15 protein-coding genes are annotated in these 16489 nt (G+C 66.9%); 10 read left to right on the top strand and 5 right to left on the bottom strand.

Annotated features, from left to right (window positions below):
- Positions 1 to 2: 2 nt before the first annotated feature.
- Complete coding sequence (locus AC13GA_RS10025) at positions 3 to 1184, bottom strand: efflux RND transporter periplasmic adaptor subunit (protein WP_046983354.1); 1182 nt, start codon at positions 1182 to 1184, stop codon at positions 3 to 5.
- A 235-nt stretch (positions 1185 to 1419) separates the two neighbouring features.
- Here AC13GA_RS10025 and AC13GA_RS10020 point away from each other — a divergent pair, with 235 nt between their 5' ends.
- From AC13GA_RS10020 to AC13GA_RS10005, 4 genes are all read left to right on the top strand, one after another.
- Entirely contained in the window at positions 1420 to 1989 is a 570-nt protein-coding gene (locus tag AC13GA_RS10020; protein ID WP_482998004.1) for a hypothetical protein, read from the top strand.
- Between the two features lie 53 nt (positions 1990 to 2042).
- A complete protein-coding gene (locus AC13GA_RS10015) occupies positions 2043 to 2759 on the top strand; it encodes a response regulator (RefSeq protein WP_208043489.1) in 717 nt (238 codons plus the stop codon).
- A 3-nt stretch (positions 2760 to 2762) separates the two neighbouring features.
- Positions 2763 to 3839 carry an ATP-binding protein gene (locus AC13GA_RS10010; protein WP_482998003.1) on the top strand — a complete coding sequence of 359 codons (1077 nt, stop codon included), beginning with the start codon at positions 2763 to 2765 and terminating at the stop codon, positions 3837 to 3839.
- A 199-nt stretch (positions 3840 to 4038) separates the two neighbouring features.
- Complete coding sequence (locus AC13GA_RS10005) at positions 4039 to 4965, top strand: ABC transporter six-transmembrane domain-containing protein (RefSeq protein ID WP_046983356.1); 927 nt, start codon at positions 4039 to 4041, stop codon at positions 4963 to 4965.
- Positions 4966 to 5059: 94 nt separating this feature from the next.
- Here AC13GA_RS10005 and AC13GA_RS10000 read toward each other — a convergent pair whose 3' ends face one another.
- Positions 5060 to 5674, bottom strand: coding sequence for a TetR/AcrR family transcriptional regulator (locus tag AC13GA_RS10000; protein ID WP_482998002.1), 615 nt, complete (start codon positions 5672 to 5674; stop codon positions 5060 to 5062).
- Positions 5675 to 5844: 170 nt separating this feature from the next.
- Between AC13GA_RS10000 and AC13GA_RS09995 the strand changes: the two genes are divergently transcribed.
- From AC13GA_RS09995 to AC13GA_RS09975, 5 genes are all read left to right on the top strand, one after another.
- Positions 5845 to 6681, top strand: a complete 837-nt coding sequence (locus tag AC13GA_RS09995) for a siderophore-interacting protein (protein ID WP_482998001.1) — start codon at positions 5845 to 5847, stop codon at positions 6679 to 6681.
- Positions 6682 to 6877: 196 nt separating this feature from the next.
- Positions 6878 to 9055 (top strand): TonB-dependent receptor, encoded by a 2178-nt coding sequence (locus AC13GA_RS09990; RefSeq protein ID WP_482998000.1) that lies wholly within the window; start codon positions 6878 to 6880, stop codon positions 9053 to 9055.
- 52 nt (positions 9056 to 9107) lie between these two features.
- Positions 9108 to 9407 (top strand): DUF3649 domain-containing protein, encoded by a 300-nt coding sequence (locus AC13GA_RS09985; RefSeq protein ID WP_482997999.1) that lies wholly within the window; start codon positions 9108 to 9110, stop codon positions 9405 to 9407.
- Positions 9404 to 11014 carry a PepSY-associated TM helix domain-containing protein gene (locus tag AC13GA_RS09980; RefSeq protein ID WP_447781636.1) on the top strand — a complete coding sequence of 537 codons (1611 nt, stop codon included), beginning with the start codon at positions 9404 to 9406 and terminating at the stop codon, positions 11012 to 11014. Before AC13GA_RS09985 ends, AC13GA_RS09980 begins: the two co-directional genes overlap by 4 nt.
- Entirely contained in the window at positions 11011 to 11289 is a 279-nt protein-coding gene (locus tag AC13GA_RS09975; RefSeq protein WP_046986480.1) for a DUF3325 domain-containing protein, read from the top strand. Before AC13GA_RS09980 ends, AC13GA_RS09975 begins: the two co-directional genes overlap by 4 nt.
- A gap of 88 nt (positions 11290 to 11377) precedes the next feature.
- On the opposite strand, the gene AC13GA_RS09970 is transcribed toward AC13GA_RS09975, so the two are convergent.
- Positions 11378 to 12490, bottom strand: a complete 1113-nt coding sequence (locus tag AC13GA_RS09970; RefSeq protein ID WP_482997998.1) for a DNA glycosylase AlkZ-like family protein — start codon at positions 12488 to 12490, stop codon at positions 11378 to 11380.
- Positions 12491 to 12543: 53 nt separating this feature from the next.
- The gene (locus AC13GA_RS09965) at positions 12544 to 13158 is read right to left on the bottom strand and encodes a TetR/AcrR family transcriptional regulator (RefSeq protein ID WP_046986479.1); all 615 of its coding nucleotides are present in this window, start codon (positions 13156 to 13158) and stop codon (positions 12544 to 12546) included.
- 239 nt (positions 13159 to 13397) lie between these two features.
- Between AC13GA_RS09965 and AC13GA_RS09960 the strand changes: the two genes are divergently transcribed.
- Positions 13398 to 15644, top strand: a complete 2247-nt coding sequence (locus AC13GA_RS09960) for a TonB-dependent receptor (RefSeq protein ID WP_482997997.1) — start codon at positions 13398 to 13400, stop codon at positions 15642 to 15644.
- Between the two features lie 170 nt (positions 15645 to 15814).
- On the opposite strand, the gene AC13GA_RS09955 is transcribed toward AC13GA_RS09960, so the two are convergent.
- The gene (locus AC13GA_RS09955) at positions 15815 to 16480 is read right to left on the bottom strand and encodes a TraX family protein (protein ID WP_482997996.1); all 666 of its coding nucleotides are present in this window, start codon (positions 16478 to 16480) and stop codon (positions 15815 to 15817) included.
- Between the last annotated feature and the right edge of the window lie 9 nt (positions 16481 to 16489).

Raw genomic sequence — 16489 nt, 5'->3', positions numbered from 1 at the left:
GCTCAGATCCCCAACAGGCTGGCAGCTTCCGGCTCAGCGCCGCTTGGCGCCTGGCCGACCACCACGTTCTCGCCTGCCTTCAGCCCGGACAGGATCTGCACCGCCGTCGCGGTGCGCAAACCCGTGCTGACCTCACGCTCGGTGACGCGGCCCTTTGCATCGACCACCTGCACCGTGCCGCGGTTGCTGTCCTTGCCTTCGGATTCGGTCAATGCGGTCAACGGCACCTGCAGTGCGTTGGCAGCGCGTGCCAGTTGCAGGGTGACCTTCACCGTCATCGACGGTTTCAGCTTCAGGCCCGGATTGGCCACATCGAACAGGCCGGCGTAGTACACCGCCTTGGGCGTCTGCGCCGAGCCACCCGCACTGCTGCCGGCCATATCGGCAATCGTCGACGGCGCAGGCTCCAGCTGCTGCAGATGGGATTCGTAGCGGCGGCCACTCGGGCCCAGTGTCGAAAACCACAGCGGCTGGCCGGGCGCGACCAGCTCCACATCGGCCTCCGCGATCTCGGCGCGCACGGTCATCGTATCCATCTGCGCCAGCATCACGATGGTCGGCGTGGTCTGCATCGAGTTCAACGTCTGCCCGGCCTTGGTCACGATAGCGACGATGTACCCGTCGCTGGGCGAGACGATGCGGGAATAGCCGAGGTTGATACGTGCGGTTTCGACCTGGGTCACGGCCTGGTCGATCTGCGCCTGCAGCGCGGCCATCTCCGAGCGCGCCGTATCACGTGCCACCCGCGCGGCCTCGAAACCTTCCTGTGACACCAGGCGTGACGCCACCAGCTGCGACTGCCGCTCGTAGACACGGCTGGACTGGGCGTAACGGGCCTGGCTGGCCGCATGCTGGGCACGCAACGTGTTGGTGGCCGCTTCAGCGCTGCGCAGGGCGATGCGCTGCGGCTGCGAGTCGACCTCGGCAATCAGGTCGCCGGCCTGTACGCGCTGGCCCAGCACCACATGCAGGCGCTTGACCTGGCCGGACACCTGCGCGCCCACCGCCACCAGCTCCTTCGGGTTGACCCGGCCCACCGCCTGCACGGTCTTTTCCAGATCCGCCACTCTTGCCGGCGCGGTGATCAACGCGGCATCATCGCTGTCTGCGAAGGCCCACCAGCCTGCGGCACCCGCAATGAGAGCCACGGCTGCGGCGATGGTCCAGATCCTGCGGTTGTTCATCGAAACGCCCGGCTGCGGGCGGCCACCCAGTGCGACCGCTGAGGCCGCAGTCTGCAAGCCAGGGGTGGACGTTTCTTGGAGCCACTGTGGAGATTGCATGGAGATCCGGCAGCCGTTCAGGCACGCCGCCGCCGGCTGAACCAGGCGATCCGTGTCCACGCAATCTCGACACAATCTCGACCGAGTCTCCATCAATGGCGGCTAGCCTCGGCAACTTGCCGACTGCCTGCCCACCGTGCTCCGTCCCCATCCAGACCTGCCGTCGATCGATGTGCGCCGCGCCTACCTGGCCTGGTGCGCACCTTCGCCGTGGCTGCTCGCCCTGGTACTGGCATCGACCACGGCTTGGATGCTGGCCAGTCCCCATGTGCTAGCGCCCCTGCTGGCAGGCTTCGGTGCTACCGCCCTGCTGTGGTTCCGCAGCGATGGGCCAGGCCACGCGAGCCGCCTCGGATCGCCCGCTTCGCTGGCGCTGATCGGCTTGGCAATCTGGTCGGAGCCGACGCCAACCGCCGCCGGTGCCACGCTGCATCTGCTGCTCGCCCTCGCCACCCTGCTGGTCGCCACCCAGATGACGCTCCGCCTGCGCGCCATCCTGCACATGGCCACCCGCCTGCAGGCACGGGTGGATGCGGCCGACATGGCATCACGCTGGGCCCGTTTGTCGGCAGCGGTATCCGCCCTGGCTTCGCGGGATCTGCGCGAAGGGCGGCCGCTGGCGCCGTCGTTGCGTCGCACGCTGGTGCTGGCCACGCTGGCCTGGGCCGCCAACGAGGAAGCACAGGCCATGGAACGCCGACGATGACCTCTCCACTGACATCGCCCTCACCTGCTCACTTTCCAAAGCCGCATCACGCAATGAAACCCGATACCCGCATGCGCCAGGCGCCCCTGGTCCTGATTGCCGAAGACGAAGGCGAGATCGCCGACATCCTTGGTGCGTACCTGGCGCGTTCCGGCCTGCGCAGCGTCCGCGCGGTCGATGGCGAGGCGGCCCTGGCCAGTCATCGCCAGCTACGCCCGGATCTGGTGCTGCTGGATGTGCAGATGCCGAGAATGGATGGATGGCAGGTGCTGAGCGAACTGCGCAGGCGTGGCAATACGCCGGTGATCATGCTCACCGCACTCGACCAGGACGTGGACAAGTTGACCGGCCTGCGCGTCGGCGCCGACGACTATGTAGCCAAGCCATTCAATCCGGCCGAGATCGTCGCCCGTATCCAGGCGGTGCTGCGGCGGAGTGCCAGAGAACCCAGCGATGCGCCCAGCGGGGTGATCCGCCAGGGACCGTTCGAGATCGACCTGCGCAGCCATGAGGTGACCGTGCGCACAGATGAGCAACTGCACGCACTGACCTTCACGCTCACCGAGTTCCGCCTGCTGGTACACATGGCGCGCGCACCGCGCCAGGTGCACAGCCGGCTGGATCTGCTGCACAACTGCCTGCCCGAGGGCGATGCGCAGGAACGGACGGTGGACAGCCACGTCAGCAAACTGCGCCGCAAGCTGGAAGACGTCGGCGTCATCGGCATTCCGGCCACCATCCGTGGCGTTGGCTACCGTTTCCTGGACTGAATGATGAACCCCAAAGGCAAGAGCATCGGCCGCCAGATCACGCTGTCCATCACGGTCGCCTCGCTGTGCTCGACGGTGCTGTCGATCAGCGGCTTCTACCTGTTCTACTACCTGATGGAAGTGTTCTATCCGCGTTGGTACGACGAGCCGGAAACCATCATGCCATCGGGGCTGGAGTGGCTGTGGATCGGCTTGACCGCCTCCGTTGTCGTCATCTTCGCCACGCTGGTCGCCTCGCGCCTGACCCGCCGCATCATCACGCCATTGAACTCGGTGGCCGAAAGCCTGCGCCGGGTCGCCAGTGGTGATCTGGAGGCACGTGCACGCGGCGGCGACACCTCGATGACCGAAGCGGCCACGCTGGTCAGCGATTTCAACTCCATGGCCGAGCGGCTCAGCCGGATGTCCGAGAACCGGGTGTTCTGGAACGCCGCGATCGCGCACGAACTGCGCACGCCGATGACCATCCTGCGCGGCCGCCTGCAGGGCATTGCCGAAGGGGTATTCGAGCCGGGCCCGGAACAGTTCAACAGCATGCTCACCCAGCTGGAAGGCCTGACCCGGATCATCGAGGACCTGCGCGTGGTCAGCCTGGCCGAGAGTGGTCATCTGGATCTTCGTCTGCAGCGCAGCGATGTCAGCGTACAGGTGGCGGCAGTGGTGGAAGCGATGTCCGAAGCGCTGACCGAAAGTGGCTTCTCGGTAACCCTGGATGTGCGCCCGTCACTGGCCGACTGCGATCCCGCACGCATCCGCCAGGCCGTGCTGGCACTGCTGGAGAACGCGCGGCGGCATGCCATTCCGTGTCCGCTGCGGGTGGCCGTCACCCTGGCCGAGGGCCATTGCACCGTAGCGGTGGAGGATGGCGGCCCCGGCGTGCCGGACGAGCTGCGCGACAGCATCTTCGAGGCCTTCCAGCGCACCGATGTCTCGCGTTCGCGGCAGAGCGGTGGCTCCGGGCTAGGCCTGGCGGTAGTACGTGCGATTGCCGTGGCCCATCACGGAACCGCGCAGTGCCGGGCTACCGAACGTGGCGGCAGTTCGTTCGAGATCCGCTGGCCGGTACATGCACGTCGTTGAGGGCGCAACGTTGCGGCAGACGCTGCTCTGGTAGCGGCCCACCTTGGTGGGCATTCGCATCACTGAACGGCGCCGATTTCTCCACGCAATCTCCATCGTCCCTCCATGCCCGCTCCAAAGGGCTGCCGATACTGGGCGTGACCAGGGAGGCGGCAGGTATCCACCCCCTGCCCTGTCTCCACCTTGCCCAGGCATCCCCATGAAACACCCTCACGATCCGGCGGCAGCCGCCGGTAGCATCGGCCAGCAAAACGCGGCCGCCACCCTCAAGGCCATCCTGCGCACCTACCCGTGGCAGCTCACCGGCACGTTCTCGCTGGTGGCGCTGGAGAACGCGCTGCTGCTGGCGTATCCGCTGTTTGCCGGCTTCGCGGTGGACGCAATCATCCGCGGCGACATCGGCCACGCCATCTCGTACGCCGGCGTCGTGCTGTTGTTCTGGCTGGTCGGTGCCGCCCGCCGTGCGGTCGATACCCGTACCTTCACCCGCATCTATGCCGACCTGGCGGTGAATGTGGTGCAGGCACAGCGCAGGCTGGGCCACGCCACCTCCACCTCGGCCGCACGCGTGGTGCTGGCCCGCGAGTTCGTCGACTTCTTCGAGAAGCACGTGCCGATCATCGCCACCGCGCTGGTATCGATGTTCGGTGCGGCGGTGATGCTTCTGGTGATCGAACCGCTGGTGGGCGCCGCGAGCCTGATCGCACTGCTTGGCGCAGTGTTGCTGATGCCGTCGTTCGCACGCCGCAACGAGCAGCTGCATGGGCGCCTGAACAACCGGCTGGAACATGAAATCCGACTGGTTGACCGGGTCAGCCCCTCGGTGCTGCGTCGCCACTACACCACGCTGTCGCGGCTGCGTATCCTGCTATCTGATCGCGAAGCTGGAGCCTTCGTGGTGGTGGGCGCCGCGGCGGCGGTGTTGTTCGCGGTGACCATCGGTCGACTCGCCACCACCGACGGTGTGACGCCGGGTCATGTGTACGCGGTGATGACCTACCTGTGGACGTTCGTCGGCAGCCTAGACGATGCACCGTCGATGGTGGATCAGCTGGCGCGCTTGAAGGACATCGGCCGCCGCGTCAGCCCGGGGATGAACGATGCGGAGCGCAAAGATGCCGCTTGACCGGTAAATGCCCACCTTGGTGGGCAACGATGTATCGCGGCGCCAACCAAGGTTGGCGACTACCGAGGCAACGGTGCCAACCAGGATTGGGGGGTTACCCAGAGGCTGCCGTGCGTCCGCACATCGCCAACGCACCGATGATCAATGCCTCCATGCTGCGGTCGAACTCGGCCTGCTGTGCCTTCCTATCCAGTGGCCGCCGCGACGTATCGACCACCGCATTCCGCGAGTACACGGTGTCGGCCAACGCCACGGCGTGATACGCCACGGTCGACAGCAACCACGCTGCCTGCTCCAGCGGGAGGCCATGTGCACGACTGAACTCGGCATGATGGCGCTGGATGCGGGCCAGCATCTCCGGCGTCTTCGCGCCGTGGCTGACCAGGAATGGCGCCAGGCCCGGATTGGCATCCACCAGCGCCCGCAGTGAACGCTGGAATGCGCGCAGGTCCTCCTCGATGCTGCGCCGGCCAGCGGCATCCAGCGCCGGCGCCTGCCAACGCTCGAAGATCGCCTCGGCCACCAGCTCGCGCAGCGCCGCCAGATTCGCCACATGCTTGTACAGCGCGATGTGGCTCACCCCGAGCGCCGCCGCCACGCCCACGAAGCTCAGCCCCGGCAGCGTCATTGCAATGCCGGCGTCGGCGATGCGTTCGCGGGTGATGGTGGGCGGTCGCCCACGGGTGGCGGTCTTTTTCGGTGCAGCCATGCGGTAACGGCTCCTGCGCGATGCGCGGGCAAGGGCTGCCATGGTGGTCCGCAGCGACGCAGTGGTCAACGCATCCTGCGCCCCCCTGGACAGCTCCGGGTTGCGACGCGATCAATTTAGTTTACTATGATGTAACTAATTCGCATTCGTAGTGTCCAGGATCGTTGTCGATGTCCGCGTCTCCTCCTTCAATCACCCCGGCTGGTCCGCTGCGCGGTGCCGACCATGATCGCGGCCTGCAGGCGCTGCAGGTCCAGGTGGTCGCGGTTGTACAGCCATGCGCCAGCCTGCTGCGCCTCGTGGTCCAGTTGCCGGAGCAGGCAGCCCTCGCGCCGTGGCAGCGCGCAAACACTGCCGTGCGCATCCAGCTCGGCGCCGCCTTCGGCGATGTGTCACGGATCTACACCGTGCGCTGCGTCGACGCGCACACGCGCCGATTCACGCTGGATGTGGTGCTGCACGAAGCACCAGGACCGATGCTGGCCTGGGCGCGTGCGCTGCGCCCCGGTGATGCCTTCGATCTGACCGGCCCGCGCCCGCATCTGCAGGTGCCGCAGCGTGAAGGTGCCAGCGCTCTCCTGTTCGCTGATCAGAGCGCCATCCCCGCCCTGTCTGCGTTGCTGCAGCAATGGCCGGCCGGTCTGCATGCGCAGGCCTGGATCGCCTCGAATGATCCCTTCCCGGTAGACGAGCTGCCCCGCATCAATGGTGTCTGCGTGCAGCGCCTGGCCACCGGTGATGCGCCCTTGCTGCAGCAGGCACGCAGACTGCACCCGGACGCCAACAACACCGTCTGGGCGGCCGGCGAACGCGAGGAAATGCGCGCCCTGCGCCGCCACTTCATCGAAGCGGTCGGCCTGGCACGCACCGACGTCGCCGTTGCCGGCTACTGGAAACGTGGCGAGACCACCACCGACACCGACCAGCGCCGCCGCCGCAACTACGAGCGCGTGCTGGCCCGCGGCGGTGGCCTGCAGGACCTCGACGACCTCGCCGACGATATCTGATCCACCCTGCAGCACCCGCGCTCCGCGCTTCGCTCCACCCAGCCACAGATCGCCCACGCACCTCGCGTGCAGCACTGCCCCAGCGGCAGCGCCGTGCCCTCTGCCAGCCACTCCACAGCCCGCGTCGTCCTGCCCGTGCAGGTCATCGACGGCGCCGTGCTGGCCGATCGCACGACCCACCACGACGAGAACCGCCATGTCCCTCCCCGCCCGAACCCTGCCCCTCCCGCGCCGTACCGCGCTGTCCCTGGCCGCGCGCGCGGCAATGCTGCCTGCGCTGCTGATCGCCACTGCCGCCCACGCCAACGACGCGCCCGATGGCGCCCGCCAGCTGCCCACGGTGAACGTACGCGCCGACAAGACCGCGCCTACCGATGCCTACGCCGGTGGTCAGGTGACGCGCGGCAGCCGTGTCGGCCTGCTCGGCGACCTCGATTTCATGGACACACCGTTCAACACCACCCGCTACACCGCCGAATTCATCGAGAACATCCAGGCACCGGATCTGGTACGGGTGATCGCGCTGACCGACCCGAGCGTCTACAACAGCGGTTCCAGTGGTGGCATCACCGATTACTTCAACATCCGTGGCTTCGGCGTGGCCTCCTCGGACATCGGCTTCGGCGGGCTGTACGGGCTGATTCCCTACTACCGGGTCACCCCGGAACTGGCCGAGAACATCGAGGTGCTGAAGGGCCCGTCCGCGCTGCTCAACGGCATGCCGCCGGGCGGCTCGGTCGGCGGCAGCGTCAACCTTGTACCGAAGCGTGCCGGCGACACGCCGTTGACCCGCTTCACCGCCAGCTACGGCGGCGACGCACAGTTCGGTGGCCATCTGGATATCGGCCGCCGCTTCGGCGCGGACAAGCAGTTCGGCATGCGCCTCAATGCCGTGCACCGCGATGGCGACACCGCCACCGACCACCAGCAGCACAAGGCGCAGCTGGCATCGCTCGGCCTGGACTGGCGCGGCGAGCGCTCGCAGGTATCGCTGGACCTGTTCAGCAGCCGCGACCACGTGGATGGCCTCAACCGTGGTGTCTCGCTGGCACCTGGCCTGGCCGTGCCGCGCCCGCCGAAGGCCAGCACGCTGTTCGCACCGGGCTGGACCTTCAGCACCGTCAAAGACCAGGCCGCCGCGCTGCGCTGGTCGTTCGACATCAATGATCACCTGCAGGCGCACGCCAGCTACGGCCACGGCCATACCGATTTCGATTCCGTCGCCAGCGGCACCACGCTGATCACCAATGCCGCCGGCGACTTCCGCAACAACTTCGCCCACCAGCGTTTCATCTACAGCAAGGACACCGCCGAAGCCGGGGTGTCGGCACGCTTCCGCACGGGCCCGGTCGATCATGCACTGGCCATCAGCGCCGCCTGGTACCACCACGATTACAAGTTCGGCTTCCAACGCAACCTGCTGGCCCGCGACTGGGTGACCAATATCTACAATCCGCAATGGGGCCCGGCCATCGACCGCAGCTTCAGCAATGCGTCGCTGCCGAAGATCGGCGAAGTCCGCACCACCAGTTTCGGTATCGCCGACACGCTGTCCTTCATCGATGACCGCGTGCAGCTGACCCTTGGCATCCGCCGCCAGACCGTGCTCAGCGATATCATCGACGGCAGCACTGGCAAGCGCACGTCGCGCTACGACACCAGCGCCAACACTCCGGCCGGCGCGCTGCTGTTCAAGGCCAGTGACCGCCTGTCGCTGTACGCCAACTACATCGAAGGGCTCAGCCAGGGCAGCACCGCACCGGTCAGCGCAGCCAACGCCGGCGAAGTGTTCCCACCGTACAAGACCCGCCAGCGCGAGGTCGGCGCCAAGTTCGACTTCGGTCGCCTGGCCAGTGCGCTTAGCTTGTACGAGATCGAGAAGCCCGGCTCCTACACCGACCCGGCCACCAACGTGTTCTCGTTCGGCGGCCAGCAGCGCAACCGTGGCGTGGAATGGACCGTGTTCGGCCAGGCCACCGGACAGCTGCGCGTGCTGGGCGGAATCGGCTGGCTGCAGCCGAAGCTGACCCGTACCCAGGGCGGCATCAACCAGGGTCGCCTGGCCACCGCCACCCCGCAGTGGCAGGGCAAGCTGGGCCTGGAATGGGATGTGCAGGCCGTGCCGGGCCTCACCCTCACCGGCAATGCAGTCAGCCTGTCCAAGGGCTACATCAATGCCGACAACAGCCAATGGGTGGCCGGCCGCACCGTGTTCGACCTCGGTGCCCGCTATGCACTGCAGGCCGCCGGTCACCCGTTGGTGCTGCGCGCCACCGTGCAGAACCTCACCAACAAGGCGTACTGGGCAGGCAGCCTCGGCTCCGGGCTGGGCACGCCGCGCACCGCCGTGCTGTCGGCCACCGTCGATTTCTGATGCCTGATGCACGGGCGCCACGCCATCGCGCGTGGCGCCCCGGAGAAGTGATGTGAGCGTTTCCCGTACCACCGTCGTGCTGGCCTGGCTGCCGCTGGCCTCGCGCATCCTCGCCGCGTTGTTCGGCGGCTATGTGCTGGCCGCGCTGTGCAGCATCGCCGCACTGGCGCTGCCCAACGATGGCCGCCAGGCCGTGTTCACCGGCATGCTGGCCAGCTTCCTGTTGTATGCGGGCGCCGTAGTCTGGGTGTTCGCGGTGCGCTCGGCCTGGCGCGCATGGCTGGGCCTGATCGTCGCCGCGTTGCCACTGTGGCTGGTTGCACAGACGGTCGGCAACGGAGGCACTGCATGAGCAAGGTCGATCGCACCCCGAAGCCACGCGGCATCCGCCAGACCATGTCCGACCTGCATATCTGGGTCGGGCTGCTGGCCGGCTGGATCCTGTACGCGATGTTCCTCACAGGCACCGCCAGCTACTTCCGCGACGAGCTCTCGCGCTATACCCGCCCGGAAATCGCCACGCCGTCCATATTGCCGGATGCCGCTATCGTCACGAAGCGCACCGTCGCCACGATCATGGCCGACACGCCAGCGGCCAGCCAGATCAACCTCGGCCTGCCGAGCACGCGCATGCCATGGGTGTCGGCGATGTGGGCCAGCCCGGGTGGGCGTGGCCGGCATGGCTTCGACTCGGGCCTGTTCGATGCCAACACCGGCGCGCCGCTGCAGGCACGCGACACCGGCGGCGGCGACTTCTTCTATGCATTCCATTTCAACCTGCATTACATGCCTGCGATGTGGGGTCGCTGGATCGTCGGCCTGTGCGCGATGTTCATGCTGGTGGCCATCGTCAGCGGCGTGATCACCCACAAGAAGATCTTCGCTGACTTCTTCACCTTCCGCTGGGGCAAGGGCCAGCGCTCGTGGCTGGATGGTCACGCGGCACTCTCGGTGCTCGGCCTGCCGTTCCATTTCATGATCACCTGGAGCGGGTTGGTGATGCTGGCGGTGCTGTACATGCCGTGGGGCCTGGCCAAGCTGCCGGACAAGCGCCAGCAGGCCGAGGTGGTCAGCGAGATGCGCCTGTTCCTGCCACCGCAGAAAGCCGCGGGCCAGCCTGCCCCGCTCACCGACGTCGGCGCACTGGTGCAACAGGCCGAGCAGCGCTGGGGAACCGGATCGGTGGGCAGCGTGCAGGTGCAGAACCCCGGCGACCAGAACGCACTCGTGGCCGTGGTGCGTGCGCAGTCCAGCCGTGTTTCCACCACACCGAACTATCTGCTGTTCGACGGCAGCGGCGGGCAGTTGCTGCAGGTCAAGGAGCACTCGGGCGTCGCCGCCGATACACAGGGCGTGCTGTATGGCCTGCACCTGGGCCGCTTCGCCGATGCCGCCCTGCGCTGGCTGTACTTCATCGTCAGCCTGGCCGGCACCGCCATGGTCGGCACCGGGCTGGTGCTATGGACGGTCAAGCGCCGTGCGCAGCTGCCCGATCCGCAGCGCCCCTACTTCGGCTTCCGCCTGGTCGAGCGTCTCAACATCGCCACCGTCGCCGGCCTGTCGGTGGCGATGGCGGCCTATCTGTGGGCGAACCGCCTGTTGCCCACTGCCATGGACGGTCGCGCGGCGTGGGAGGTGCATGTGTTCTTCCTGGCTTGGGCGGCCATGTTCGTGCACGCCACGCTGCGGACACCCAAGCGAGCGTGGATCGAACAGTTCCTGCTGGCGGCGTTGCTGCTTGCACTGCTGCCGGTGCTGACGGCGATGACTACGGCACATCCGTTGTGGCGCACGCTGGCCGCAGGCGATTGGGCGTTTGCCGGGACCGACCTGACCCTGCTGGCATTGGCCGCCCTGCACACGCTGCTGGCCTGGCGCACCTGGCGGCATGCACCGAAGGTGAAGCGCACACGGCCGTCTGCAGCGTCACGCAATGCGGTTTCCGAGGCCAGCGCATGATCCACGTCATTCTGTTCGTGCTGTCACTGGCCGCGTTCGGTTGTCTGGCGCTGGCGATGGAGCGCCATCAGCGCGATGTGCTGCGCCGTGTGTTGAGCGCGCAGGCGACCGAGAAACTGCGCGCGGTCGGCTGGGCGCTGCTGGTGTTCAGTGCCGTGTTCGCCATGCGCGGGCTGGGAGTGGGTTTCGGTCTGGCCGCGTTGTCCGGGCACACCAGCGTGGCCGCAGGTGTTGTGGTGGTGGCGATGGTGGCGCATGGGCGGCGGGATCGGTAGATGCCCACCTTGGTGGGCACCGGTGAAAGCGACGCCAACCAAGGTTGGCGACTACCTAGACCGACAGGCATCAATGCGTCGCTCGGCTCTACAGAAAAGCTGCCATGCGCTGCAGTTCGTCTTCAAGCGCGGAACGAAACACGCGGTCGCGGACCAGCGACTTGCCGGCATAGCCCACGCTGGTCGCCAGCTCACCGTCGCGCACGCTGAGATTGGCCCAGCCCACCACCTGATCGTGCCATAGCATCGGCAACGCGTAGTAGCCGTATTGGCGCTTCGGCGCAGGCGTGTAGGCCTCGAACTTGTAGACCCAGCCCCACAGCAGCTCGAAGCGGCGGCGGTCCCACACCACCGGGTCGAACGGCGCCAGCAGGCGCACCTGTTCGTCCGGCGCATGCCGGCGCGAGCGCGGGTTCTCGTCCGCCGGCCAGTACCAGGTGGTGCCGTCCAGCGTGCAGCTGGCCAGCTGGTGCTTGGCCAGCATCAACGCCTGCCGGATCTGCTCGGCCAGATGCGGTGCGCCATAGCCCAGTAGGCGCACCAGATAGGTCAGGCTGGCCGACGGCAGTGGCGCGTACTTGCGCACCACCAGATCAATCAGGGCCGCGGCGCGTTCAATCTGTGCCTGCTCGCTGGCATCGGCTTCCGTGTGGTTGGCCACGGCGTAGATGCGGGTGCCGCTGTCGCGCCGCTGCACGCGCAGCAGGCCACGGTAATGCATGCCATCCAGCAGGTGCGTGCTGGCATTGCTGGTGCCGCCCCAGTAGTTGGTCACCCGCCCATGCGCGAACGCCTGATCCACCTCCCGCGGGTGCACGCTGCCGCGCTCGCGCACGAAGGCCAGCACGTCGGCCGCGCGGCGATGGGTCTCGGCGTCCCACTCGCGCTTGGACACGCGCGGGTGCATCAGCGCCAAATGCTCGCGTGGCAGGAAGCCGTAGTTCACCAGGCAATCTTCTTCCACCGGCAGACGCGTATAACGCCGCTCCAGATCACCGGCGCGATAGTCCTTCACCCGGTGGCGCAGGGTCAGGTCCTGCGCACGTGCCGGCGCGCGGATCGGGTCGGCCTGCACGAAGCCCAGGCGCCGGATCGCGGTCATCAGCGTGGTGGGTTTGAACAGCGTGCGCGCCACCGCATGGCGGCGCAGATCATCGAGAGTGGGCGTGGCAGGCATGGCCGCATTGTAGATCCACGCCATGCCTGGATGCTGCCTTGGCCAACCGTGCAACGGCATCCACGCATGGAGTGGATCTACCGAAGCTCCAATACCTCCAGCGAACCTATCACCAGCGCACGCATGCCCTGCTTGAATTCGGCGATCACTTCCTCGTCCTGCACGCGGCGGCCGGTCAACACTTCGGTTTCGTCATCCACCAGCCCGTACACCGTATCCGCACCGGCAATGCAGTAGAACGCTATCGTGGCCAGCAACCAGCGCGCCTTGTCCAGCGGCAGGCCGAACACCTCGGCCACATGCGCCTGGTGCGAGGCGATCTTCTCCAGCATCGGCGTGGTCGCCACCGAACGGCGCAGCAGGTAAGGCGGCAACCCCGGGTGCGCTTTCACCACCTCGCACAGTGATTCCACGAACCCCAGCAGGTAGGCCTGCAACCCACCCGGCGCATCGGCAGACGCACGCGGAATCTGCCAGCGCTGGAACACCGTATCGGCAACCAGCCGCTTCAAGGCCTCCAGATTGGCCACGCGCTTGTAGAGCGCGGCCTGGGTCACCGCCAGCTCGGCGGCCACATTGGCCATGGTCAGGTTCGGCAGGCCCAGCGTGATGCCGATGTCGGCCAGCCGATCGGGGGTGATGGTAGGCGGGCGGCCACGGGCCGGCGCCGGGATCTCAGGTTGCATGCTCATACCGTAGCGAGGGTGCCAGCAAAGGGACCCTCTTGTCCGCATCATATGGTTTAGTTTAATTTACTCAACTAATCCGGAACGCGCGTGGTTCGCAACCCCGTCGCCGTCCGCAATCGAGCCCATGGCTCACTTTCCGCCAGGTCCCCACCCAGCCGACAACCCTGCGCTGCGCCCTCCCCCGTGCTTGCCGTCGGCAGCGCGCCAGGCGCGTTCGCACCTGCGATTCACAGGAATCTGGCATGACCGTGTACGACCTTTCCTCTCTGCTGCAGCGCGCAGCTGCTGATCCGACCCGCCTGGTGATGCTCCCGCCGGGCATGGCCCGGCGCTACCAGAGCACCCCCAATGCGCGTAGCGGCCAGACGCAGGCGCTGGGCATCCGGGTGTCGGTCCTGGCACTGGGCCTGCTGGCCTCGTTCGCCGCGCTGGCCGAGTCGACGCCGTCCACCCTGCCTTCGGTGCAGGTGCAGGAACAGCGCCGGGTGACCGGCGACTATGCCGGCGGACAGGTGGCCTCTGGCAGCCGCGTCGGCCTGCTCGGCGACAAGGACTTCAGGGATACGCCGTTCAGTACGGTCAGCTACACCGAAGCCTTCATCCGCGACCGCCAGGCCAAGGACCTCACCGACGTCATCGCCGCCACCGACCCCACGGTGTTCAGTAACGGCGTCACCGGTTCCTGGAGCGAGAACTACGCCATCCGCGGCTTCGCCTCCAGCAGCAGCGACACCACCTTCAACGGCCTCAGCGGCATCGCGCCGTACTACCGCACCTCACCGGAAATGTTCGAGCGCATCGAGGTGTTGAAGGGCCCGTCCGCCCTGCTCAACGGCATGCCGCCGGGCGGCTCGGTCGGTGGCAGCGTCAACCTGGTGCCCAAGCGTGCGGATGACCAGCCATTGCTGCGGATCAGCGCCAACTTCGCCTCCGATGCGCAGTTCGGCACCCATGTGGATGTGGGCCGCCGTCTGGGCGCCGACAAGCAGTTCGGCATCCGCTTCAACGGCGCTTACCGTGATGGCGACGGTGCAGTGGGCAAGCAGAGCAAGAAGGTGCAGCTGGGCTCGCTGGCACTGGATTGGCGCGGCGAGCGCGCCCGCCTGTCGGCCGATCTGTACAGCGCCGACGACCGCGTCGACGGCCCGGCCCGTGGTGTCGGCCTGGCACCGGGCGTCGCCATTCCCCGCCCGCCGCGAGGCGACACACTGATCAACCCGGACTGGGCCTACGTGGACAGCCAGGACAAGGGCGCGATGCTGCGTGGCGAGCTGGATATCATCGACAACCTGATGGCCTACCTGGCCTACGGCACCAGCAAGACCGACTACCGCTACAACGGATCGATCAGCGCGCAGATCCTCAACCCAGCCGGTGACTTCACTACCGTGATCGGCCAGCTGGCGTTCGACATCAAGAAGCAGTCCGGTGATGCTGGCCTGCGCGGCAGCTTCCGTACCGGCAGCGTCGGCCACCAGTGGGCCGCCAACGTGACCCATTACCAGCACACCCAGAACGACTACGGCCGCCGCAGCGTGCCGGGCTGGGACTGGACCACCAACCTGTACAACCCGGTGTGGGGCCCGGCCGCGCCGTTCGTGGCGCCGCATATCTCGCACACCGAGCTGCGGCTGGACAGCCTCGGCTTCGCCGACACCTTGTCCTTCGCCGATGACCGCGCGCAACTGACGCTGGGCGTGCGTCGCCAGCAGGTGGTCAGCGAGACCTTCAACGTGGCCAGCGGTGCGCGCACCTCACGCTATGACGAGAGCGCCACCACCCCTGCCGCCGCGTTGCTGGTGAAGGCCACCGATAAGCTTTCGATCTACACCAACTACATCGAAGGCCTCAGCCAGGGCGCCACCGCGCCGATGACCGCTGCCAACGCCGGCGATGTGTTCGCACCGTTCCGTACCAAGCAGAAGGAGCTGGGCCTGAAGCTGGACCTGGGCAGCTTCGCGCACACCTTCAGCGTGTACGAGATCAAGCGCCCGAGCAGCTACACCGACCCGGTCACGAATATCTTCTCGTTCGGTGGCGAGCAGCGGAACCGGGGCATGGAATGGGGCTTCTTCGGTTCACCGCTGGACGGCGTGCGCCTGCTGGGCGGCTTGGCCTACGTGCAGCCCAAGCTGACCCGCACCGCCGGCGGCGTCAATGAGGGTCGCATCGCCACGGCGGTTGCACAGCGGCAAGCCAAGCTGGGCGTGGAATGGGATGTGCCGGCGCTGGAGGGCTTGACCCTGACTGGCAATGCCACCGCGATGTCGAAGCAGTACATCAGTGCCGACAACAGTCTGTCGGTGCCAGGGCGCACGTTGCTTGATGTGGGTGCGCGCTACAGCACCACCGTGGCCGGACGACCGCTTGCCCTGAGAGCGAGCGTGAACAACGTGACCAACAAGGCGTATTGGGGCATGCCGTTGCTTTCCAGCCTGGCGCTGGGGGCACCGAGAACGGTGTTGTTGTCGGCCACGATGGATTTCTGAAAGGCATCCATGGGCGGCGTGGGCCTACTGTAGAGCCGAGCCATGCTCGGCTCCGTTTCCTTTGATGAGCCGAGCATGGGCTCGGCTCTACAGAATGCCAGGCAATCCGCCAGAAGCATCCACGTATGGCGTGGATCTACCGACACAAGGCACGACCACCCATGCATTGATCAAGAAAGCACGCGCGCCACCACCGCCAGTACCAGCAGATGCCCCACGTAGTACCCATAGAACATCCAGCGCCAGCGTGGCAGTTGCCACTGCACCCGTGCGGCCAGCAGCACCACGGGAACTGCCAGCACGGCCCAGCCGTTCCGGTTGGCCCAGCACACTGCCACCAAGGCAATCAGCAGCGTCCACCACGCGCGATGGCGGAACGCGATCCAGGCCAGCAGGACACTGCCGACTCCGGCCCACTGGTAGTCCACCAGCATCGGCAGTACACCCGCCGCCAACAACAGCAACAGGGGCCGGTTGTTGGCCAGCGCGTGCACCGCCACGGCAGCCAGGGCGAACGTGAGTAGGATGTTGAGCGGCAGCCAGGAGCCAAAGACCAAGGCATGCAGCGGTTGGGCGATGACGCCCCACAGGGCTAGGCGACGCATCGACTTGCGAAGGTCGGCGCCCGGTTGGGCCAGGTTGCAGGCCATCACCAGTGCGAACAGCGGAAAGGCGATGCGCCCCAGTTCAGTGACCACCGGCACGTAGCCACCGAACACCACCTTGGCCACGTGGTCGCCGGTCATGGCCAGCAATGCGATCCACTTCAGCAGCTCGCGGGCGCCACTGCCGAGGCTGATGCTGAACGTGGACGTCCTTGTCGTGGTCGCGTGCATCCCAGAAGC

The sequence above is a fragment of the Stenotrophomonas sp. 22DLJC03 genome (genome assembly GCF_056861405.1).
Note: the sequence above shows the minus strand (reverse complement) of the source record. Positions and strands in the feature narration are given on the sequence as shown.